Raw genomic sequence first — 22,248 nt, 5'->3', positions numbered from 1 at the left:
CAGACAGTGAAGACTGACGGCAATTCGCTCAACTGTGAGCGAAGATGTCGGCCTCTTCCCAGCCGAGAAGATCGAGCTTGGCGCGGGTCGGCAGGAATGCAAAGCAGGCCGTGGCATGGTCGAATCGGCCGTCGCGGATCAGGCGGGCCGTCAGCTTGTCGCGAAGCGCGTGCAGATAAAGTACGTCGGAAGCGGCATATTCGAGCTGGGCCGGCGACAGCGTCTCGGCCGCCCAATCGGAAGATTGCTGCGCCTTGGAGACATCGACGTCGAGCATTTCCTTGAGATTGTCCTTGAGGCCGTGGCGATCGGTGTAGGTGCGGCAGAGGCGCGAGGCGATCTTGGTGCAGAACACCGGGTTGGTCGTGACGCCGAAGGTGTGGAAGAGCACGGCGATATCGAAGCGGCCGTAATGAAAGATCTTCTGGTGCGTGGGATCTTCGAGAAGAGCGACGAGATTGGGTGCCTCTTTCTGGCCGGCGGCGATGCGGATGATGTCGGCGGTGCCGTCACCGGGAGAAAGCTGGACGACGCAGAGACGATCCCGCCGCGGCACCAGGCCCAGCGTCTCGGTATCGATCGCAATCGCGCCGGTGTAGCGGGCCGCGTCGGCCGCGGAAATATCGCCTTCGTGATAACGGATGGTGGCGGCCATGAGACTGTCTTTCGTTCGGATATTCTCCACTCGCGCTATAGCGCAAAGGCACACATTGCGAAACTGCTTCCTGCTGCGGCTGGTTCAGAATGTCGGCGGCGTGTTGATCCATAAAAGCACGGTTTCGCCATCGTGGCGGTTACGCCAGGAATGGTAGCGGCGGCTTTCGAAATACAGTGAATCGCCCGGGCCGAGATCGAAGAACTGATCGCTGTCGAGCACCAGTTCCAGCCGGCCGGACAGGACATGCATGAATTCCTCGCCTTCGTGGCGATAGGCGCCCTCGCTGGCAGCGCCCGGCGCCAGCACGAAACGATGGCAATCCATCATCCTGCGGCCTTCGGCAAGCAACTGCACCGTAACCCCGGGGGTTGTTTCCGGCCAGGTGCGCCACTCGCCGGCGCGTATCACTGCCGGCACCTCCTCGTTTTCCTCGCCGGAGAGGCGGGAGACGGTGGTGGCGTAATATTCGGCGAGGTCGTGCAGCGTCTTGAAACCGACGCCTTGCGAGGTGCGCTCCAGCGTCGAGAGCGTCGAAGCGGTGATGCCGATATCGCTCGCCACCTGATCGAGGGTCTTGCCTGCGGCGTGGCGGAGGCTCCGCAGTTTCCGGCCGAGGCCGGAACTCTGGCCGGTTTCGGCACCGTCGGCGGAAGGTTCCTCGCTCTCCAGCGCCTCGCGAATGGCCGCCGGATTGAGACCGCGCTCGACCCGGTACCACGAGACGCGCTTCAGCCGCGCCACGTCGTCGGCGCTGTATTGGCGATGGCCGGTTCCGGAGCGGCCGGGAACGACCAGACCCTGGCTTTCCCAGAGGCGCAGCGTCGAGGCGGAGACGCCCGCCAACCGCGCGGCCTCCGCCACCTTGTAGCGCACAGGCCCGTTGTCACTCATCAGCCAATACCCCGATTCTCGTTGCGCGAGCATTCATCAAATCGCGTGATGTTTGAAGCAAAAAATGCCGCTTGTTTTCTTGCAGAAAAAATGTAGGAATTTCTCATTACAGAAATTATGCAAGATAATTCCAAAACCTTCAACATGGGAACAGATCGATGACCGCGACAAGCCTTACCGACCGGAAGAACGCCGCGATTTCACGCGGTGTCGGCATGACCACCCAGATTTATGCGGACCGCGCAGAGAATGCCGAAATCTGGGACAAGGAGGGCCGCCGCTATATCGATTTCGCCGCCGGCATCGCCGTGCTCAACACCGGTCACCGCCATCCCAGGGTCATTGCTGCGGTCAAGGATCAACTCGACCGCTTCACCCACACCTGCCATCAGGTGGTGCCCTACGAGAGCTACGTGCATCTCGCCGAACGGCTGAATGCGCTGGTGCCCGGCGACTTCGAGAAGAAGACCATCTTCGTCACGACAGGTGCCGAAGCGGTCGAAAACGCCGTCAAGATCGCGCGCGCCGCCACCGGCCGCTCGGCCGTCATCGCCTTCGGCGGCGGCTTCCACGGCCGCACATTCATGGGCATGGCGCTGACCGGCAAGGTCGTGCCCTACAAGGTCGGCTTCGGCGCGATGCCGGGCGACGTCTTCCATGTTCCCTTCCCTGTCGAACTGCATGGCGTCTCCGTCGATCAGTCGCTTGCGGCGCTGAAGAAACTCTTCGCCGCCGATGTCGATCCGCAGCGCGTCGCGGCCATCATTCTCGAGCCGGTACAGGGCGAAGGCGGCTTCTATCCGGCGCCCGCAGCCTTCATGAAGGCCCTGCGCGAACTTTGCGACCAGCATGGCATCCTGCTGATCGCCGATGAGGTGCAGACCGGTTTTGCCCGCACCGGCAGGATGTTCGCGATGGACCACCACGAAGTGGCGGCCGATCTGACGACGATGGCGAAGAGCCTTGCCGGTGGCTTTCCGCTCGCTGCCGTCACCGGCCGCGCCGAAATCATGGACGCGCCGGGGCCGGGCGGGCTCGGCGGCACCTATGGCGGCAATCCGCTCGGTATCGCCGCTGCCCATGCCGTCCTCGACGTCATCAAGGAGGAGGATCTCTGCAACCGCGCCAACCTGCTCGGCGGGCGGCTCAAGCAGCGGCTGGAATCGCTGCGCGAGAGCGTACCGGAGATCACCGATATCCGCGGGCCGGGCTTCATGAACGCCGTCGAATTCAATGACCGGACGACGGGATTGCCGAGTGCTGATTTCGCCAACAAGGTGCGGCTGACAGCGCTCGACAAGGGGCTGATCCTGCTCACCTGCGGCGTCCATGGAAACGTCATCCGCTTCCTCGCGCCGATCACCATCCAGGACGAGGTCTTCGGCGAGGCGCTCGACATTCTCGAAACCTCGATGCTGGAGGCGAGTGCCGCCAGCTAGCGCCGATCGAACCCGGATTTCAATGGCGCCGGCGATCGGCAGCCGCTCCCAAGGAGATATGACATGGCTTTCACCACCGCTCTGACCAGGCATGTTGCCTTTTCCTCGCCCCTTCTGCGCGATGCCGGCTATATCAACGGTGTCTGGACATCGGGCGATGCCGCAAAGACCTTCGACGTGCTGAACCCGGCTACCGGCGAGCTGCTCGCGTCGCTGCCCGATATGGGCGCAGCCGAAACGCGGGCGGCGATCGATGCGGCCTATGCCGCCCAGCCGGCCTGGGCTGCCCGCCCGGCCAAGGAACGCAGCCAGATCCTGCGCAAATGGTTCGACCTGATCGTCGCCAATGCCGATGCGCTCGCGGCGATCCTGACCGCCGAGATGGGCAAGCCCTTCCCGGAAGCGCGCGGTGAGATCCTTTATGCCGCGGCCTATATCGAATGGTATGCGGAAGAGGCAAAGCGCATTTACGGCGAGACGATCCCGGCGCCGTCCCAGGACAAGCGCATGATCGTTATCAAGCAGCCGGTCGGCGTCGTCGGCACAATCACGCCGTGGAATTTCCCGGCGGCGATGATTGCCCGAAAGATCGCGCCGGCGCTTGCCGTCGGCTGCGCTGTCGTGTCGAAGCCGGCCGAGCAGACGCCGCTGACGGCGATTGCCCTTGCCGTGCTCGCCGAACAGGCCGGCATTCCCGCCGGCGTCTTCAATCTCATCGTCGGGCTCGATGGCCCGGCGATCGGCCGCGAGCTCTGCAGCAATGAAAAAGTGCGCAAGATCAGCTTCACCGGCTCGACCGAGGTCGGCCGTATCCTGATGCGGCAGTGCGCCGACCAGATCAAGAAGGTGAGCCTGGAGCTCGGCGGCAACGCGCCGTTCATCGTCTTCGATGATGCCGATCTCGACGCCGCCGTCGAGGGCGCGATCGCCTCCAAATACCGCAATGCGGGCCAGACCTGCGTTTGCGCCAACCGCCTCTACATCCAATCGAGTGTCTATGACGCTTTCGCCGCGAAGCTTGCCGCCAAAGTCGCCGAGATGTCGGTCGGCGATGGGTTCAAGCCCGGTGTCGAGATCGGGCCGCTGATCGACGAGCAGGGTCTTGCCAAGGTGGAGGACCATGTCGGCGACGCGCTGGCCAAGGGCGCCAAGGTTCTCACCGGCGGCAAACGCATCGACGGCGCCGGCACCTTCTTTGCGCCGACAGTGCTAACCGGCGTGACGCGCGGCATGACGGTGGCGCGCGAGGAAACCTTTGGGCCGGTGGCGCCGCTCTTCCGCTTCGAGACGGCCGAGGACGTCATCGCTGAGGCCAACGACACCGAATTCGGCCTTGCCGCCTATTTCTATGCCGGCGATCTGAAGAAGGTCTGGCGGGTGGCGGAAGCGCTGGAATATGGCATGATCGGCATCAATACCGGCCTTATGTCGTCCGAGACGGCGCCTTTCGGCGGCATCAAGCAATCCGGCCTCGGCCGCGAGGGTTCGCGCCATGGCGCCGACGATTACCTGGAAATGAAATATCTCTGCATCGGCGGCGTCTGATCCGTCGCCCCTAACAGGACAAGCACGCGGCATTGCGCCGCGTGCTTTTAATAATGCGGCGGACGGGTGATGGCCGGGGCTTCCAGCGACTGCTCCTCCAGCGACAGGAAGCGTTCTGTCAACCGATCAAGCTTGGTGCGCATCTGCTCCACGATCTTCCATTGTTCGGCGAGCTGATCGGAAAGCTCCTCGATCGTCTTTGCCTGATGCGCCAGCATTTCCTCCAGCCGGGTGATGCGGTTGGTCTCGTCGGACATCGATCCTCCTTTGCCGACACCGGCAGAACAGATGGTTTTTCCAAAGCCGAAATAGACCGCCGCGTCAATGTTTTCGACCCCCGGCGCGGCCATGCGCAAAACTGAACCGTTTGGTTACTAAAAGACCTTGCCGTGCCCGATGTAGTGGGGTAGGCCCTAATCCATCAGGGAGGAATACTGATGGATGCAGGCAACGGCTTTCTTCATCCGGACCGGCTCTTTCCGGCCGACCCGGCGACACGGACCATCGCGCGAGACCTCTACGAGACGGTGCGCAATCTTCCGATCGTCAGCCCGCACGGGCACACCGAACCGTCCTGGTTCGCCGACGATAAGCCCTTTGAAGACGCGGCTTCGCTGCTGGTCATTCCCGATCACTATCTCTTCCGCATGCTGCACAGCGTCGGCGTCACCTTGGACAAGCTCGGTGTTCCCAGGCTCGACGGCAAGCCGGTGGCTGAGGGGCGGGCGATCTGGCGGACCTTTGCCAGGCATTACCATCTCTTCCGCGGAACGCCTTCGAGCCTCTGGGTCGATCACGCCATGTCGGCCGTGCTCGGCTGCACCGAGCCGCTGACGGCGGATAATGCCGATGCGCTCTACGATCACATCAATGCCCAGCTCGCCCGTCCCGAATTCTGCCCGCGGGCGCTGCATCAGCGATTCGGCATCGAAACGATCGCGACGACCGAAGGTGCGCTCGACCCGCTTGTCCATCACCAGAAGATGGCGGCAGAGGGCTGGATCGGCAAGGTGCGCACCACCTACCGGCCGGACAGCGTCACCGATCCTGATGCCGTCGGCTTCCGCGACAATCTCCTCAAGTTCGGAGAGATCACCGGCGCCGACGTCACGAACTGGGACGGCCTGATCGAGGCTCATCGGCGCCGGCGCGCCTATTTCCGCCAGTTCGGCGCCACTGCGACCGATCACGGGGTGCCGACAGCCTTCACCGCCGATCTGCCGCTTGGGGAAAAACAGGCGTTGCTCGACAAGGCATTGAAGGGCCGGCTTTCGGCTGTTGATGCCGAGCTTTTCCGCGGCCAGATGATGACCGAGATGGCCGGTCTATCGGCCGAGGACGGCATGGTGATGCAGATCCATGCCGGCTCGCGACGCAATACCGACAGCGGGCTCTTTGCCACCCGCGGTCCCAATATGGGCGCCGATATCCCGACACGCACGGACTGGGTCGGCGGCCTGAATGCGCTGCTTTCCAAATATGGACATGCGCCGGGCCTGCGCATCCTGCTTTTCACGCTCGACGAGACGACCTATGCCCGGGAGCTGGCGCCGATGGCCGGCCATTGGGCCTGCCTGATGGTGGGCCCGCCCTGGTGGTTCCATGACAGCCCGCTTGGCATCCGCCGCTATCTCGACCAAGTCGTCGAGACGGCCGGTTTCGCCAATATGGCGGGTTTCAACGACGACACGCGCGCGCTGCTGTCGATCCCGGCCCGCCACGACGTCTGGCGCCGTGAAGTCTGCCGCTTCCTCGCTGGGCTCGTCGCCGAGCACCGGATTTCCGGGCAGGATGCCGAGATCGTGGCGCGCGAACTCTCCTATGACAATGCGAAGAAGGCCTACAAGCTGTGAGCGACAGACTGCAGAACGTGACCGGCCTTGCGCCGACGGCGAAGCTTCCCGCCTATAACAGGAATGCGCTGAAGGCCGGCATCCTGCATCTCGGCCCGGGCGCCTTCTTCCGCGCCCATTTCGCACCCTTCACGGATGGCGCGCTCGCAGCCGCTGGCGGCGACTGGGGCATCGAGGTGGCGAGCCTGCGCACGCCCGATGTCGCGGACAATCTCTCCGCCCAGAACGGGCTCTATACGGTGCTGATCCGCGACACGTCAGGCACGACGGCCGAAGTAATCGGCTCGATCCTGAAGGCGCATGTGGCACCGCGCGATCCGGCCGGGCTGCTGGCGCGGCTCGAGGACCCTGCCATCCGCATCGTCAGCATGACGGTGACGGAAAAGGCCTATGGTTTCGATCCCGCAACGGGCGGCCTCGACCTCAAACATCCGGATATCGTCGCCGACCTCGCCAACCGACATGCGCCGCGCGGCGTCATCGGCTATCTCGTCGAAGGCCTCGCGCGCCGCCGGCAGAAGGGCATAGCGCCCTTCACCCCACTCAGCTGCGACAACCTGCCGAGCAACGGCGCCGTGCTGAAGCGCCTCGTGCTCGAATTCACTTCGCGCATCGATGCCGAGCTGCATCGCTGGATCGAAGCGAACGTGCCCTTCCCGTCGACGATGGTCGACCGAATCACGCCCGCCAGCACCGACGCGACCTATGTCGATGCCGAGCGGCTGACGGGCCGCGCCGACATGGCGGCGATCGAGACGGAGCCCTTTACGCAATGGGTCATCGAAGACCATTTCGCCAATGGCCGTCCGGCTTGGGAAAAGGTACGCGGCGCGCTGATGGTCGAGGAAGTTTCGGCCTACGAAAAAATGAAGCTCAGGATGCTGAACGGCGCCCATTCGCTGCTTGCCTATCTCGGTTATATCGGCGGCTATGAATTCATCCGCGACGTCATGGATGACGTGGGTCTAGCGGCGCTGGCCTATCGCCACATGCATGCGGCGGCACGCACCCTCGACGCTGTGCCGGGTATCGATCTCGATGATTATGCCAATGAATTGATAGCACGCTTTGCAAACAAGGCGATCGCCCACCGCACCTATCAGATCGCCATGGACGGCACGCAGAAACTGCCGCAACGGCTGCTGGAGCCGGCATGCGAGGCGCTTGCCCTTGGCGACCGGGCGGAGACCTACGCGATCGCCGTTGCGGCATGGATGCGCTATGCGATTGGCGAACGCGGCAATGGCGAGCGCTATGAGCTGCGCGACCCCCGCGCTGCCGAGATCGCCGCGCTCATCGCCGACATCCCGCGCACTGGTCCGGCGATCTCGGCGGCTCTGTTCACCCTGCCAGGCCTTTTCCCGTCGGCTTTGACAGGGCATCGGGCCTGGACGCAGGATGTCTCGGACAAGCTCGAGATCCTCATCCAGGACGACCGACTGCCGCTGTTTTGAGAGCCTGAAGTCTTTTCAGCAGAGGGGGGTGTCCCACGGCACGCCCTCTCTTTGCGTCACTTCATGTCAGCCCTTCACGCGCGCCATTTCGGGATCATAGAGCGGCGCCAGCGACACCTTGCAGGGAATGCGTTGCCTCGCGACGTCGAGCTCATAGACGCCGGCGAGGACGAAATCTTCCGTCACACCTTCCGGGTTGCGAACATAGCCGTAGCCGATCGCCTTCCCAAGCGTATAACCGAAGCCACCGCTCGATAGCCAGCCGACACGTTTGCCGTCGCGATAGATGGTTTCGCGGCCGAGCAGCACGGTATCGGGATCATCGGGAACGAAGCAGGCGAGGCGCTTCTTCACACCTTCCTTGAGCTGCCGCTCGATTGCTTCGCGGCCGCGGAAGGGAATGTTCTTGCGGGTCTTCACCGCCCAGCCGAGGCCGGCTTCGACAGGCGTGTGATCGGGGCCGATATCGGAGCCCCAGGCGCGATAGCCCTTTTCCAGGCGGCAGCTTTCGATGGCGCGGTAGCCGGCGTTGACGAGGCCGAATTCGCCGCCTGATGCCATCAGCACGTCATAGACGGTGGTGGCATATTCGATGGGCACATGCAGTTCGTAGCCGAGTTCGCCGACATAAGTGATGCGCAGCGCCCGCACCGGGCAGCCCGATATGCCGATCGTTCTGACCTGGCCGAAGGGAAAGGCCGCGTTCGAAACATCGCTGCCGGTCACTTTTTCCAGCACGGCGCGCGCATTCGGCCCCATCAGCGACAGAACGGAATAGGCAGAGGTGACGTCGACCAGTTCGGCATGCATCTCGGCCGGAATATTGCGCGCGATCCAATCGAAGTCGTGCGTGGCGAAACCCGTGCCGGTGACGATGTAATATTCGTTCTCGGCGATCCGGGCGACCGTCAGGTCGCACTCGATGCCACCCCTGTCGTTCAGCATCTGTGTATAGATGAGCGATCCCACAGGCTTGGCGACATCGTTGGCGGCGATCCAGGAGAGCGTCGCCTCGGCATCGCTGCCCTTCAACACGAATTTGGCGAACGAGGTTTGGTCGAAGATGACCGCCCCCTCGCGCACTGCCCTGTGCTCCCGACCGACGGCCTCGAACCAGTTCTGCCTCTTGTAGCTATAGACATCCCTCGGCTCCTCATTGGCGAAGAGATCGGCAAACCAGTTCGGCCGCTCCCAGCCGAGTTTTTCACCGAAACAGGCACCCTGCGCCTTCAGCCGATCGTAAAGCGGCGATTTGCGGCAAGGGCGGCCGTTCGCATATTCCTCGAAGGGGAAGGCCAGCGTGTAGTGTTTGCCATAGGCTTCCAGCGTGCGGGTGCGCACCCAGTCGGTATCGAAATGCGGGCGTCCGAAACGGCGGATGTCGACCGGCCAGAGATCATAGGGCGGCTCGCCCTTCGTCACCCATTCGGCAAGCGCCATGCCGGCGCCGCCGGCAGACGCGATGCCGAAGGCGTTGAAGCCGGCGCCGACGAAAAAGTTCTTGAGTTCCGGCGCCTCGCCAAGAATGAAATTACCGTCGGGCGTGAAGCTTTCCGGGCCGTTCAAGAGCTGCTTGACGCCGACATTCTCCAGCGCCGGAACGCGGCCGAGCGCCTGTTCCATGATCTGCTCGAAATGCTCGAAATTGCTGTCCAGCAGCGTGTAGTGGAAATCCTCGGGAATGCCTTTCTCCGCCCAGGCGATCGGGTTCGGTTCGTAGCCGCCCATGACGATGCCGCCGACCTCCTCCTTGTAATAGGTCAGACGATCGGGATCGCGCAGCGTCGGCAGGTTGGAAGGCACGCCGAAAGATTCGGTGATGATATATTGATGTTCGACCGAGACCAGCGGCACGTTGACACCGAAGCGGGCTGCAAAGGCGCGGGTCCATTGGCCGGCGCAGACGACGACCCGCTCGCATTCGATGCGCCCCTCTGCGGTGATGACGGCGCGAATCTTCCCCTTGTCGATTTCGAGGTCGAGGACTTCGGTATCCTCGAAGATCGAAACGCCTGATATGCGGGCGCCTTTGGCGAGCGCCTGGGTGATGTCGGAAGGGTTGGCCTGACCGTCTGTGGGAAGGAAGGCGGCGCCGACCAGATCGTCAATCGTCATCAGCGGCCAGAGATCGAAGGCTTCCTGCGGCGTCAGCAACTGCATGTCGAGGCCGAAGGACTGGGCGGTGGTCGCCTGGCGCTTCACTTCCGTCCAGCGCTCCTCGTTGCAGGCAAGCCGCAGGCCGCCATTCATCTTCCAGCCGGTGCCAAGGCCGGTTTCCTCTTCCAGCCGCTTGTAGAGATCGACCGAGTAACCGAGCAGCTGGGTAATGTTGGCGCTTGTGCGCAGCTGGCCGACAAGGCCGGCGGCATGAAAGGTGGTGCCGGAGGTCAGCTTCTTGCGTTCCAAGAGAACGGTATCGGTCCAGCCGAGCTTGCCGAGATGATAGGCTGTCGAACAGCCGATGATGCCGCCGCCGATGACCACGGCCTTTGCCGTCTTCGGTAATTGTCTCGTCATTTATTGATCCCGTTCAAAGGCTTGATAGGCGCGCTCGAAACGAGCGAGATTCTCTGCCGTATAGGCGGCATAGTCGAAATCGATCGTGGAATGGATTTCCGAAATCATGCTCCAGAGCGTCTCGCGCAGCAGCGAGGCGCATTTCATCGCAGCGTAGCGTCTGATGAGTTCATCGGTTGGCGGCCGGCCGAAATAGATTTCCAGCATCATCCGCTCGGCTGCTTCCGGCAGTTCGTTGTTGGAGGCCAATCCACCGAGATCGAAAAGCGGCGTGTTGAAGCCCGCATAATCCCAGTCGATCAGCCAAAGCCGCTTGCCGTCATCGAGAAAATTGGCTGCCAGCAAGTCGTTGTGGCCGAAGGCGATGTCGAAGGGCCCTGCCGCTTCTTCCAGCGTCTCGGCCCTGGCGAGGAGTTTCGCAAGCAAGGGAAGGTGGGCGCTGCCCGCCGCCCTCAGGCTGGCGGCATAATCGCGGATGACGTGGAAGACCCAGAAGATCATCGCCGGGCCGCGGAAATGCCGGGCGATGTCGTGGTGACAGGCACGCATCAGCGGCACCACCCTGGCAAGCATGTCAGGCGCCCTGATATCTTCCGGCACAAGTGCCCTCGCCTCGATATATTCGAGCACCAGCACGCCAGGCGAATGGTGGATGACGGCCGGCGACAGGCCGGCGGCATGTGCGGCGCGGCTGGCGGCAAGCTCGTTCTGGCGGCTGATGTGATGGATCGGAATGTCGGTGCCCAATCTCACCACGCAACGCGCGACGGCATCGCTGACCAGATAGTTCCTGTTGGTGATGCCGCCCGCGATCGGCGATATTTCGATTGAGCCCTGCCAGATGCCAAGCGCATGAATCCTATCCTCAGGCGTCATGCTCACCCCTCCTTGCGGCCCCTTCCGAAATGATGGGACAGAGCAGGATCGGCTGTCAAGCAGCGGCGGCAGCGCTACGCGTCCTTCTGGACTCGCGGGAGCGCAAGAGTCAGATCGTTTTACCGGCGGCGTCGAATACGTGGCAGCGGGCGGGATCGAAGAAAGTCTTCACATTGGCGCCCCGCTCGACCTTCTGCTGGCCGTCAAGGGCGATCGTCAAGAGCTGCCCATCCGGCGTCGTGGTGTAGAGCATGGTGGCGCCGCCAAGATTTTCGACGAGATCGACATTGACCGTCGAGAGCGTGATGGCGCCCTCTGTAAGCGAAAGATGTTCGGGGCGAATGCCGAAGGTGACCTCCTGACCGGCTTCGCCTTTCAGCCGGCGCGGCAGGCGGACGGAGTTGCCGCAGACATGAATGCTGGTTTCGGCCTCGCCGACCTGTTCGATACGCGCCTTCAGGAAATTCATCTTCGGACTGCCGATGAAGCCGGCAACGAAGCGGTTGGCGGGATTGTTGTAGAGATCGAGCGGCGCACCAACCTGCTCGATTCGGCCCGAATTCAAGACGACGATCTTGTCGGCCATCGTCATGGCTTCGACCTGGTCATGAGTGACGTAGATCATGGTGTTGCCGAGCTGCCGGTGCAGGCGGGAAATCTCGACCCGCATCTGCACTCGCAGTTCGGCATCGAGGTTCGACAGCGGTTCGTCGAACAGGAAGATACGTGGCTCGCGCACGATGGCGCGGCCGATCGCGACACGCTGGCGTTGGCCGCCGGAGAGCGCCTTCGGCTTACGCTCAAGGAGCTTTTCTATCTGCAGGATCTCGGCGGCGCGTTTCACCTTCGGCTGGATATCGGCCTTCTTGTAACCGGCCGTCTCCAGGCCGAAGGCGAGGTTCTTGTAAACGGACATATGGGGATAGAGCGCGTAGGACTGGAAGACCATGGCGATGCCGCGCTTGGCCGGCGCCACCTCGTTCATGCGCTCGCTGTCGAGCAGCAGCGCGCCGCCCGAAATCTCCTCGAGGCCGGCGATCATCCGCAGAAGCGTGGATTTACCGCAGCCCGAGGGGCCGACGAAAACGACGAATTCGCCGGGATCGATCGTCAGGTCGATGCCATGGATCACATCCATTGCGCCGTAGCGCTTCTCGACCTTCTGAAGAACGACACTGGTTGCCATCGTCTCAAAACCCCTCTCTTTTACAGGTTACTTGGTTCTTGCGCGCCAATCGGCGTATTTGGGACTGTCGGGACCGACCGGCAGCGGCACTTCGGCGCCGCTGTCGGAAGACTGGTAGATGGCGGTGACGAGTTCGAGCGCGCGGCGCGCATCCTTCGTGGTCACCGGCAGGGGTCCAGTGCCGCTGAGGAAGGCGTGGAACTGACTCATCTGGGTGGTGAAGCGCGGCGCAACGGGCTGCCAGTCGCCGACCACGCGATCGATCTTTTCCTGAACGTCGTCATTGGCGGCGATGATCTTCCAGGGATCCTTGCCCGGCGTATAGGGTTCGTGGGTGCTTTCGAAGGTGACGTTTTCGAAATGCAGTCTCAGCCGGCTGATCTGCTCCTGCGAACCGAGGGTGCAGGACAGCGAGACGAAGGCACCGCTTTCCATCAGCAGGCTGGCGGAGGCGCAATCCTCCACTTCGATATCGTTGACGCGGGTGGCGACGCGGCCGAAGACCCTTGCGGCCGGGCCCATCAGGTGCATCAGCATGTCGTGCAGATGCAGGGCATGGGTGACGAGCACACCGCCGAGTTCGGTCGCCCATTTGCCCCGCCAGGGCACGGCGTAATATTCGGGCTTGCGCAGCCAGAAGGTTTCGACGGAAGCCGTATAGGGCTTGCCGGCAATGCCGGCATCGATGATCCGTTTGGCCTTCTGGATGCCGTCGCCGTAGCGGTACTGGAAGATCGGCATCAGCACGCCTTTGGCGTTCTTTTCCGCTTCCATGATCGTATCGACCCCGGCAAGGGAGCCCGTCAGCGGCTTTTCGCAGACGACATGCTTGCCGGCACCGAGAGCGGCGACCACCTGCTCCAGATGAATGCCGGGAGGGGTGCAGATATCGATGATGTCGATCGTTTCGTCGGCCAGCAGCGCCTCGAAAGAGGTGGTGCGGCGTTCGATACCGAACTCGTCGCCGACGACCGCCAGGCGTTCTTCGTTCAGATCGCAGATCGCCGTCACCTTGAACTTGTCGGAATGCGGCAGATAGCCTTCGACGATATGCGAACGGCCGATGCCGCAGCCGACGATCGCGACGGTCTTGATGCTCATGTCACTCTTTTCCATTGCTGCCATCAGCGTTTCATGCCGGTCGTGGCGATGCCCTCGATCAGCAGGCGCTGGAAGAACAGGAAGAAGAAGAACACCGGCACCAGCGTCAGGGTCGACATGGCGAACAAGCCGCCCCAATCTGAAGCGCTGGTGGAATCCACGAAGGTGCGCAGACCGAGCTGGATCGTGTAGGTGTTCATGTCGTTCAGGTAGATCAGAGGTCCGAAGAAATCGTCCCAGGTCCAGATGAAAGAAAAAATGGCGGCCGTTGCCAGCACCGGTAGCGACAGCGGCAGCATGATCTTCCAATAGATCCGCCAGGCGCTGCAGCCGTCCATCATCGCCGCCTCGTCGAGTTCGCGCGGGATGCCGCGGAAGAACTGCACCATCAGAAAGATGAAGAAGGCGTCGCTAGCCAGGAACTTCGGCACGACGAGCGGCAGGATGGTGTTGACCCAGCCAAGATTGAGGAAGAGCACATATTGCGGGATCAGCGTCACGTGATAGGGGATCATCAGCGTGCCGAGCATGATCGCGAACCAGAAGTTCCGGCCGGCAAAACGCAGCCGCGCAAAGGCGAAGGCCGTCAGCGAGCAAGCGATGACATTGCCTGTCACGACCAGCAGCGAGATGACGAGCGAATTCCAGAAGAACCGGCCGAAGCTGACGTCGAGGCCGACCCACCCGCGGGCATAAGAGGAAAAATCGATCGACGACGGAATGAGCGAGGTCGACGAGAATATCTCGGTTTCCGGCCTGACCGATGCCGAAACCATCCACAACAGCGGATAGACCATGAGAAGCGAAGCGGCGATCAGCAGGGCGTGGACAATGAGCGACCCGGGCAGGCTGCGTTTGGTGATATCCGATGGCGGCCTGGCCGCAGTGACGGAAGCGGTCATCTCAGTCATCGTAGTGCACCCAATAACGCGAGCTTAGGAAGGAGAAGGCGGTGAAGATGGCGATGATCACCACCAGGATCCAGGCGAGCGCCGAAGCGTAGCCCATGCGGAAATTGCCGAAGGCTTCCTGATAGAGGTAGAGCGTATAGAACAGCGTCGAGTTGATCGGACCGCCGGTGCCGCCCGATATGATGAAGGCGGGCGTGAAGGCCTTGAAGGCTTCGATCGTCTGGACGACGGCGTTGAAGAAGATCACCGGCGTCAGCAGCGGCAGCGTGATCTTGTAGAACTGCCGGAATTTCGAGGCGCCGTCGAGGCTTGCCGCCTCATACATATCCTGCGGGATCTGGCGCAGGCCGGCGAGAAAGATGATCATCGGCGAACCGAACTGCCAGACGGACAGCGCCACCAGTGTATAGATCGAATAATTCGGATGCGAGATCCAGCTTGGCCCCTCGATGCCGATCTGGGCCAGTGCGGCGTTGACGAGGCCGTCGCTGGCGAAGAGCTGGCGCCAGAGAACGGCGATGGCAACGCTGCCGCCAAGCAGCGACGGCAGATAGAAGATGGCACGGTAGATGGGCAGACCGCGCAGGCCGCGGTTCAGTGCCATTGCGACCAGCAAGGCAAAGGTCAGTTTGAACGGCACCGAGAAGACGACATAGGTCAGGGTGACGTGCATTGCGGCGGAAAATTTCGGATCCGCCGTGGCGATGCGCACGTAATTCGCAACTCCCACCCACCGCGGCGACTGCAGCATGTCGAAGTCGGTGAAGGACAGGTAAAGCGAAATCAGGGCCGGCCCGAGCGTCAGCCCGAAAAAGCCGATGAGCCACGGAAGGAGGAAGAGATAGCCGGGAGCATTGGCATTCCAAAGACGCCGGAAGCGTCCTTCGGCCACGGCCCCCTGATATCTTTCCACTGATATGGCCCCTGCGGGCGTGCGCATCGCATTGCTCATACGGCATCAGCCTCGTGCGAGAATCTGCGTAATTTCGGTGACAAGCTGCTTGCCGCCGTCGGAGGGAGAGAGTTGTCCGAAACCGACCTGTTCGGCAATGTTGCGCAGCATCAACTCGCCTTCGCCGGCGCCTGGCGGCGGCGGCGGCGGCAATTTGCCGGCGAGATCGCCAAGGCCGCTGACATAGGCCAAGGCAACCTTGCCGTTGTCGTCGAGCTTCGCCGCGACGACCTCGCGCATGGCAGCCGATTCCGGAATGCCGCGCTCGACATCCAGGAGCAGCACAGCCTCGGGGTTCTTGACGAAGAAGTTGATGTAATCAACCGCCTGATCGATCGACTTCGACTGCGCCGAGACCGAGAAGAACATCGAAGGCTTGCGATAATGGCCGCCCTTCGAGTCCGGCTTGATGCGCATGTAGTTGGTGAGCGCCAGCTTGTCCTTGTTCATGGCCTGATAGGCGACGAACTGGTTGGAATGGGCAAAACCGGCGGCAGCCTTGCCGAGCGACACCGTGTTGGTTTCGATATCGTTCTTGTCGAGAGCTTGGATATCGGCAGGGACGCAGGCGCCGGCCGCACGGAACTTGGCCCACATATCGTACCATTCCGATGCGTCGTCCACACCGAAACCGATCTTGCCGTCGGCGGTATAGAGCGCCTTGCCGCGCTGGCGCAGCCAGTTTTCGAACAGCGGTTCACCGCCGCTGCCGTCGGCGAGGCCGAACATGCCCTTGCGCTTGCCCGCCTTCGTGATTTCCGCACCCATGCGGGCGAATTCATCCCAGGTGGTCGCCTGCGTCGGCAGATCGACGCCCGCCTCTTTGAAGGCCGTTGTATTCAGCACCGTTGCAGCCGAATTGGCGCCCAGGCTAACGCCATAGAGATGGCCGTCGACGCTGCCGCCTTCGATCTGCGCCTTGTCGAAATCGTCGAGATTGAGCTTGGCCGGCATATAGGATTCAAGCGGCGCGAGCGCGCCGCGCCGCGCGTATTGAACGATGTAGCGATAGTCCATCTGAATGACGTCGGGCGCGTTGCGGCCCGCGACCTGGGTCGCCAGACGCGGCCAGTAATCGCCCCAGCCAAGGAATTCGCCGGTGATCGAGGTGCCCGGGTTCTTCGTCTGATAGAGCTGCGACACCTTGTTGGTGCGGTCGGCGCGCGGCTGCGAGCCCCACCACAGGAGACGCAAGCGCGTTTCCTGTGCCAAAGCGCTGGTTCCGAGCGCCGACAGCGACAGAAGTGCTGCGCTTCCTGCAACGAAATTACGTCTGCTAACACGTAGAGTCATTTTTTCCTCCTCCAAAGGGAAGCGCCTCCACACGCTTCCAATTTAGTTTTGCTTGCGCAAATAACTAATTGGTTACAAGCTACGAGCAAAGCGGCAAGCCTGTCAAGCGGTGTCGGTCAGAGCATGATGTCGAAAGCGTCAGCGGTTTTCGGCGACATCATGCTCTCAGCATTCCGTTCCAGCGGGCCGCCCTTCCAAATTCGGTTTTTACAATTTCGCACCGAAGGCTTATGAGCGCAACACGTGAAGACAGAGGTGGAGCGATGCACGACAGCGGGGGAAACAGAGAAAAGAAACCGGCCCGGCGACCGTCAACGGAGCGGACGGCGCAACGCGATCCGGAGCGGACACGCGCCGCCATCCTCGAGGCAGCAACCCGCGAATTCGCCGAAAACGGCATGGGCGGAGCCCGTGTCGACGCCATCGCCGAACGTGCCGGCACCAACAAACGCATGCTCTACCACTATTTCGGCGACAAGGAGCAGCTCTACCTCAAGGTGCTCGAAGAGGCCTATGTCGGCATCCGCACGGCGGAACGCGCGCTGCATATCGGCGACCGCAGCCCCGAGGAAGGCATCGGCGAACTGGCGCTCTTCACCTGGCGTTATTTCCTCCAGCATCCGGAATTCCTGAGCCTGCTCGGCACCGAAAACCTACACCGCGCCCGCTGGCTGCGTCAGTCCATCCGGCTCAAGGAACTGCATTCGCATCTGATCGGCGAGCTTTCCCAAGTGCTCGAGCAGGGCAAGAAGCAGGGCGTTTTCATCGAGACCGCCGATCCCCTGCATGTCTATCTGACGATCGCCTCGCTCGGCTATTTCTACCTTTCCAACCAGTATACGCTTTCGACGATCTTCGGCCGCGACCTGATCGAGCCGGCCAATCTCAGTGCCTGGGAAAGGCATATCGTCCACGTCACCCTCGCCTCGATCAAGCGCTGAATAGCGAAAGCAGGATTTGACTATTGACAGGCTCGCCGCTCTTCTGCCATCAAGTAACCGTTTAGTTACCGGCTTGGGAGGGCTGGGCCAGGACGCCCGCTCCCGCCATAAAAGATTGCAGGGAGGAAAACATGGCACGCTTGGGGATCATCTTGCACGGCGTCACCGGCCGCATGGGTTACAACCAGCACTTGGTTCGGTCTATCCTGGCCTTCCGCGACCAGGGTGGCATCACGCTGAAATCGGGCGAAAAACTCGAGATCGACCCGATCATCGTCGGCCGCAACGGCGCGAAGATGGAAGAGCTCGCGAAGAAGCATAACATCAAGCGCTGGTCGACCGATCTCGATGCCGCTCTCGCCAATCCCGACGACATGATCTTCTTCGATGCCGGCACGACGCTGATGCGCGCCGAGCTACTGTCCAAGGCGCTCGACGCCGGCAAGCACGTCTATTGCGAAAAGCCGATTTCCGACGATCTGCAGGTGGCGATCGATCTCGCCCGCAAGGCACGGCGCTCCGGCCTCAAGCACGGCGTCGTGCAGGACAAACTGTTCCTGCCGGGCCTGCGCAAGCTGGCGCTGCTGAGGGATTCCGGCTTCTTCGGCAAGATCCTCTCGGTGCGTGGCGAATTCGGCTACTGGGTCTTCGAGGGTGATTGGGGCGTGCCCGCCCAGCGCCCCTCCTGGAACTACCGCAAGGGTGACGGCGGCGGCATCATCCTCGACATGCTCTGCCACTGGCGTTACGTGCTCGACAATCTGTTCGGCGAGGTCAAGGCCGTCTCCTGCCTCGGCGCCACGCATATTCCGCGCCGCATCGACGAGCAGGGCAAACCCTATGATTGCGACACCGACGATGCGGCCTATGCAACCTTCGAACTTGAAGGCGGCGTGATCGCGCAGGTCAATTCCTCCTGGGCGGTGCGCGTGCGCCGCGACGATCTCGTCACCTTCCAGGTCGACGGCACCCATGGTTCGGCCGTCGCCGGCCTGACGAAATGCTGGAGCCAGCACCGCGTCAACACGCCGAAGCCGGTGTGGAACCCCGACCAGCCGCAGACAATCGACTTCTACAAGACCTGGGACGAGGTTCCCGATACGCAGGCCTTCGACAACGGCTTCAAGGCGCAGTGGGAAATGTTCATCCGCCATGTCGTCGAAGATGCGCCGTGGCCCTACGGGCTGGAAGCCGGCGCCAAGGGTGTGCAGCTTGCCGAACTCGGGCTGAAATCCTGGGCCGAACGCCGCTGGCTCGACGTCCCCGCACTGGAGTTCTGAGCCGTGACAACGATCAATCTCCCCCTCGACGGCAAGATCGTTCCCTATACGCTGACCGGTACGCCGATCGAACTGAAGAAGCGCGACGCCAAAAGCTTTCCGCGCATCGCCTTTGCCGCCGCCCATGTCGTCGCCGACCCGCTCGCCGACAACGACCCATGGCTGACGCCGGCGATCGACTGGGAGCGGACGCTCGCCTTCCGTCATCGGCTCTGGGATCTCGGCCTCGGGGTCGCCGAAGCCATGGATACGGCGCAGCGCGGCATGGGCCTCGGCTGGCCGGAAGCGCGCGACCTCATCCGCCGGGCGCTTGCCGAGGCGGCCGGCCGCAAGGACGCGCTGATCGCCTGCGGCGCCGGCACCGACCATTTGCCGCCCGGTCCCGATGTGACCGTCGATACGATCATCAAGGCCTATGAAGAGCAGATCGAAACGGTGGAGGCGGCCGGCGGCCGCATCATCCTGATGGCAAGTCGGGCGCTTGCCGTCGCGGCCAAGGGGCCGGACGACTATATCAGGGTCTATGACCGCATCCTTCGCCAGGTCAAGGAACCCGTCATCATCCACTGGCTCGGAGAAATGTTCGATCCGGCGCTCGAGGGATACTGGGGCAATGGCGACCACCTCAAGGCAATGGAAACCTGCCTTGGCGTGATCGAAGCCAATGCCTCAAAGGTCGACGGCATCAAGATCTCGCTGCTTTCCAAGGAGAAGGAAGTGACGATGCGCCGGCAACTGCCGAGATCCGTGCGCATGTATACCGGCGACGACTTCAACTATGCCGAACTGATCGCCGGCGACGAAGAGGGCCATTCCGATGCGCTGCTCGGCATTTTCGACGCCATCGCGCCGGCGGCTTCGGCAGCACTCGACGCGCTCGGCCGCAAGAGCAATCACGAATTCTTCGACCTGCTGGAGCCGACCGTGCCGCTGTCGCGCCACATCTTCAAGGCTCCGACCCGCTTCTACAAGACGGGCGTCGTCTTCCTCGCCTATCTCAACGGGTTGCAGGACCATTTCACCATGGTCGGCGGCCAGCAGAGCACCCGCTCGCTGACGCATCTGGCCGAACTCTTCCGGCTGGCCGACAAGGCGCGGGTTTTGGCCGATCCGGAACTCGCAACCGCGCGCATGAAACAGCTGCTTGCCGTCCACGGCGTCAACTGAAACACGACACCGCACGGGAGAAGAATGACATGAAGGTCGAAGGACTCTCGATCAACCTGGCGACGATCCGCGAGCAGTGCGGCTTCGCGGAAGCCGTCGATATCTGCCTGAAGCACGGCATTACCTCGATCGCGCCCTGGCGCGACCAGGTCGCCAAGGCCGGTCTCGACGAGGCGGTGCGGATCGTCAAGTCGAACGGCATCAAGCTGACCGGCCTTTGCCGCGGCGGCTTCTTTCCGGCGGCAACCGAGGCCGACTGGCAGAAAAACCTCGACGACAACAGACGCGCGATCGACGAGGCGGCGGCCTTTTCCGCCGACTGCCTCGTGCTCGTCGTCGGCGGCCTGCCGGGCGCTTCGAAGGATATCGTCGCCGCCCGTCAGATGGTCTTCGATGGCATTGCCGCGGTGCTGCCGCATGCGCAGGCATCAGGCGTGAAACTTGCGATCGAGCCGCTGCATCCGATGTATGCGGCCGACCGAGCCTGCGTGAACACGCTCGGCCAGGCGCTCGACATGTGCGAGCCGCTCGGCGAGGATGTCGGCGTCGCGATCGACGTCTACCATGTCTGGTGGGATCCCGATCTTGCCAACCAGATTGCTCGCGCCGGACGCATGAACCGTATCTTCGCCCATCACATCTGCGACTGGCTGGCGCCGACGAAGGACATGCTGCTCGACCGCGGCATGATGGGCGATGGCGTCATCGACCTCAAGGGCATAAGACGGATGATCGAAGCCGCCGGATTCTTCGGCGCGCAGGAAGTGGAGATCTTTTCGGCCGAAAACTGGTGGAAGCGTCCGGCCGATGAGGTGATCGCCACTTGCGTCGAGCGCTTCCGGAACTGCTGCCAGATCTGATTTCAAATCCAATTGTTTCATCACGTATGAAAGAGGAGTCATTCGATGGAGAAACGCCGTCTTGCCCTGATCGGCACCGGTAACCGCGGCACCACCATGTGGGGCAAGGACCTGCTTGCCGGCTGGCGCGAACATGTCGATCTCACAGCCATCGTCGAAAAGAACTCGCTTCGCGGCGAGCGCGCTCGCAACATGATCGGCAGCAATGCGCCGCTCTATGACAACATCGATTCCATGCTTGCCGAGCAGAGGCCGGATCTCGCCATCGTCTGCACGCCTGACCATACACATGACGATATCATCGTGCGGGCACTGGAATCCGGCATCGACGTCATCACCGAGAAGCCGATGACCACCTCGATCGAGAAAATTCGCCGGATTCTCGATGCCGAAAAGCGCACCGGCCGCCGGGTCGACGTCTCCTTCAACTACCGCTATGCGCCGACGGCCGCCAAGATCAAGGAACTGCTGAATGCCGGCGAGATCGGCCGGGTGACCTCGGTCGATTTTCACTGGTATCTCAACACCAAGCACGGCGCCGACTATTTCCGCCGCTGGCATGCCTATACGGAAAATTCCGGCAGCCTGTTCGTCCACAAAGCCACCCACCATTTCGATCTGCTGAACTGGTATCTCGACAGCGATCCGGAGTCTGTCACCTCTTTTGCCGACCTGCAGAACTACGGCCGCAAGGGCCCGTTTCGCGGGCCTCGCTGCAAGCTCTGTCCGCACGCGCATGAATGCGACTATTATCTCGATATCGAAAAGGATCCGTTCCTCGATTCACTTTACGAGGATCCTTCTGAGATCGACGGCTATTTCCGGGACGGCTGCGTCTTCCGCGAAGATATCGACATCCCCGACACGATGGTCGTGTCCATCCGCTACCGCAACAACGTCCACGTCTCCTATTCGCTGAACACCTTCCAGCCGATCGAGGGCCATCACCTGGCCTTCAACGGAACGAAAGGCCGCATCGAAATCCGCCAGTATGAGGCGCAGCCCTGGGAAGAGCCGAAGCAGGATACGATCCTGCTCATTCGCAATTTCCCGAATGGGAAGGAGGCGGTGGAGCGCATCGTCGTTCCGCATTTCACTGGCGGCCATTACGGCGGCGACGACCGGATGCGCAATATGATCTTCAAGCCCGACATGGAAGACAGGCTCGGCCAGCGCGCCGGCACACGGGCGGGCGCCATGTCCGTGCTCTGCGGCATCGCCGCGCTGACGAGCTCGCGCACCGGCAAGGTGGTCGACATCGCCGAGCTGATGCCCGAGCTCGCCAATGACGGCTCGCCCAATTCGTGGAGGACGTCGCGCTGAC

General features: G+C 62.2%; 19 protein-coding genes. 9 read left to right on the top strand and 10 right to left on the bottom strand.

The features are described from left to right. Positions 1-28 precede the first annotated feature (28 nt). A complete protein-coding gene (locus tag AMK00_RS00490; protein WP_064800202.1) occupies positions 29-655 on the bottom strand; it encodes a ribonuclease D in 627 nt (208 codons plus the stop codon). An 84-nt stretch (positions 656-739) separates the two neighbouring features. Then, on the bottom strand, positions 740-1,549 hold the full coding sequence (locus AMK00_RS00485) for a MerR family transcriptional regulator (RefSeq protein ID WP_064800201.1): 810 nt from the start codon (positions 1,547-1,549) through the stop codon (positions 740-742). 158 nt (positions 1,550-1,707) lie between these two features. On the opposite strand from AMK00_RS00485, the gene AMK00_RS00480 reads away from it, so the two are divergent. Both AMK00_RS00480 and AMK00_RS00475 read left to right on the top strand, forming a co-directional pair. Beyond that, positions 1,708-2,988: a 4-aminobutyrate--2-oxoglutarate transaminase gene (locus tag AMK00_RS00480; RefSeq protein WP_064800200.1), complete on the top strand. Its 1,281-nt coding sequence runs from the start codon at positions 1,708-1,710 to the stop codon at positions 2,986-2,988. A gap of 63 nt (positions 2,989-3,051) precedes the next feature. Beyond that, complete coding sequence (locus AMK00_RS00475) at positions 3,052-4,533, top strand: NAD-dependent succinate-semialdehyde dehydrogenase (protein WP_064800199.1); 1,482 nt, start codon at positions 3,052-3,054, stop codon at positions 4,531-4,533. A 47-nt stretch (positions 4,534-4,580) separates the two neighbouring features. Here the strand turns inward: AMK00_RS00475 and AMK00_RS00470 are convergent, their stop codons facing one another. Further along, entirely contained in the window at positions 4,581-4,790 is a 210-nt protein-coding gene (locus AMK00_RS00470; protein ID WP_064805813.1) for a SlyX family protein, read from the bottom strand. A gap of 180 nt (positions 4,791-4,970) precedes the next feature. On the opposite strand from AMK00_RS00470, the gene uxaC reads away from it, so the two are divergent. Beyond that, the gene (gene uxaC / locus AMK00_RS00465) at positions 4,971-6,386 is read left to right on the top strand and encodes a glucuronate isomerase (protein WP_064809195.1); all 1,416 of its coding nucleotides are present in this window, start codon (positions 4,971-4,973) and stop codon (positions 6,384-6,386) included. Continuing rightward, positions 6,383-7,840, top strand: a complete 1,458-nt coding sequence (locus AMK00_RS00460; RefSeq protein WP_064809194.1) for a mannitol dehydrogenase family protein — start codon at positions 6,383-6,385, stop codon at positions 7,838-7,840. The genes uxaC and AMK00_RS00460 overlap by 4 nt, the downstream gene beginning before the upstream one ends. Positions 7,841-7,906: 66 nt before the next feature. Here the strand turns inward: AMK00_RS00460 and AMK00_RS00455 are convergent, their stop codons facing one another. From AMK00_RS00455 to AMK00_RS00425, 7 genes are all read right to left on the bottom strand, one after another. Then, positions 7,907-10,357, bottom strand: a complete 2,451-nt coding sequence (locus tag AMK00_RS00455; RefSeq protein ID WP_064809193.1) for a GcvT family protein — start codon at positions 10,355-10,357, stop codon at positions 7,907-7,909. Continuing rightward, positions 10,358-11,233, bottom strand: coding sequence for a phosphotransferase (locus AMK00_RS00450; RefSeq protein ID WP_064800195.1), 876 nt, complete (start codon positions 11,231-11,233; stop codon positions 10,358-10,360). A gap of 109 nt (positions 11,234-11,342) precedes the next feature. After that, positions 11,343-12,419 carry an ABC transporter ATP-binding protein gene (locus AMK00_RS00445; protein ID WP_064800194.1) on the bottom strand — a complete coding sequence of 359 codons (1,077 nt, stop codon included), beginning with the start codon at positions 12,417-12,419 and terminating at the stop codon, positions 11,343-11,345. Between the two features lie 27 nt (positions 12,420-12,446). Then, positions 12,447-13,544 carry a Gfo/Idh/MocA family protein gene (locus AMK00_RS00440; RefSeq protein ID WP_189636989.1) on the bottom strand — a complete coding sequence of 366 codons (1,098 nt, stop codon included), beginning with the start codon at positions 13,542-13,544 and terminating at the stop codon, positions 12,447-12,449. Beyond that, on the bottom strand, positions 13,544-14,431 hold the full coding sequence (locus AMK00_RS00435; RefSeq protein WP_088396864.1) for a carbohydrate ABC transporter permease: 888 nt from the start codon (positions 14,429-14,431) through the stop codon (positions 13,544-13,546). Before AMK00_RS00435 ends, AMK00_RS00440 begins: the two co-directional genes overlap by 1 nt. Further along, positions 14,424-15,383, bottom strand: a complete 960-nt coding sequence (locus tag AMK00_RS00430; RefSeq protein ID WP_064800191.1) for a carbohydrate ABC transporter permease — start codon at positions 15,381-15,383, stop codon at positions 14,424-14,426. The genes AMK00_RS00435 and AMK00_RS00430 overlap by 8 nt, the downstream gene beginning before the upstream one ends. Positions 15,384-15,389: 6 nt before the next feature. Next, positions 15,390-16,676 (bottom strand): ABC transporter substrate-binding protein, encoded by a 1,287-nt coding sequence (locus AMK00_RS00425; protein WP_064809192.1) that lies wholly within the window; start codon positions 16,674-16,676, stop codon positions 15,390-15,392. 263 nt (positions 16,677-16,939) lie between these two features. Here AMK00_RS00425 and AMK00_RS00420 point away from each other — a divergent pair, with 263 nt between their 5' ends. The 5 genes from AMK00_RS00420 (at position 16,940) to AMK00_RS00400 (ending at position 22,247) form a co-directional block, all read left to right on the top strand. After that, complete coding sequence (locus tag AMK00_RS00420) at positions 16,940-17,617, top strand: TetR/AcrR family transcriptional regulator (protein ID WP_064809191.1); 678 nt, start codon at positions 16,940-16,942, stop codon at positions 17,615-17,617. 131 nt (positions 17,618-17,748) lie between these two features. Then, on the top strand, positions 17,749-18,897 hold the full coding sequence (locus tag AMK00_RS00415) for a Gfo/Idh/MocA family protein (protein WP_064809190.1): 1,149 nt from the start codon (positions 17,749-17,751) through the stop codon (positions 18,895-18,897). A gap of 3 nt (positions 18,898-18,900) precedes the next feature. Then, positions 18,901-20,064, top strand: a complete 1,164-nt coding sequence (locus AMK00_RS00410; RefSeq protein ID WP_064809189.1) for a dihydrodipicolinate synthase family protein — start codon at positions 18,901-18,903, stop codon at positions 20,062-20,064. Positions 20,065-20,093: 29 nt separating this feature from the next. Next, the gene (locus AMK00_RS00405; RefSeq protein WP_064809188.1) at positions 20,094-20,924 is read left to right on the top strand and encodes a sugar phosphate isomerase/epimerase family protein; all 831 of its coding nucleotides are present in this window, start codon (positions 20,094-20,096) and stop codon (positions 20,922-20,924) included. A 45-nt stretch (positions 20,925-20,969) separates the two neighbouring features. Further along, complete coding sequence (locus AMK00_RS00400; protein ID WP_064809187.1) at positions 20,970-22,247, top strand: Gfo/Idh/MocA family protein; 1,278 nt, start codon at positions 20,970-20,972, stop codon at positions 22,245-22,247. Position 22,248 lies beyond the last annotated feature (1 nt).

It is taken from the genome of Rhizobium sp. N621, from assembly GCF_001664325.1.
In the GTDB taxonomy this organism is placed as follows: Bacteria; Pseudomonadota; Alphaproteobacteria; order Rhizobiales; family Rhizobiaceae; genus Rhizobium; species Rhizobium esperanzae.
This window is presented reverse-complemented; position numbering and strand designations above follow the sequence as displayed.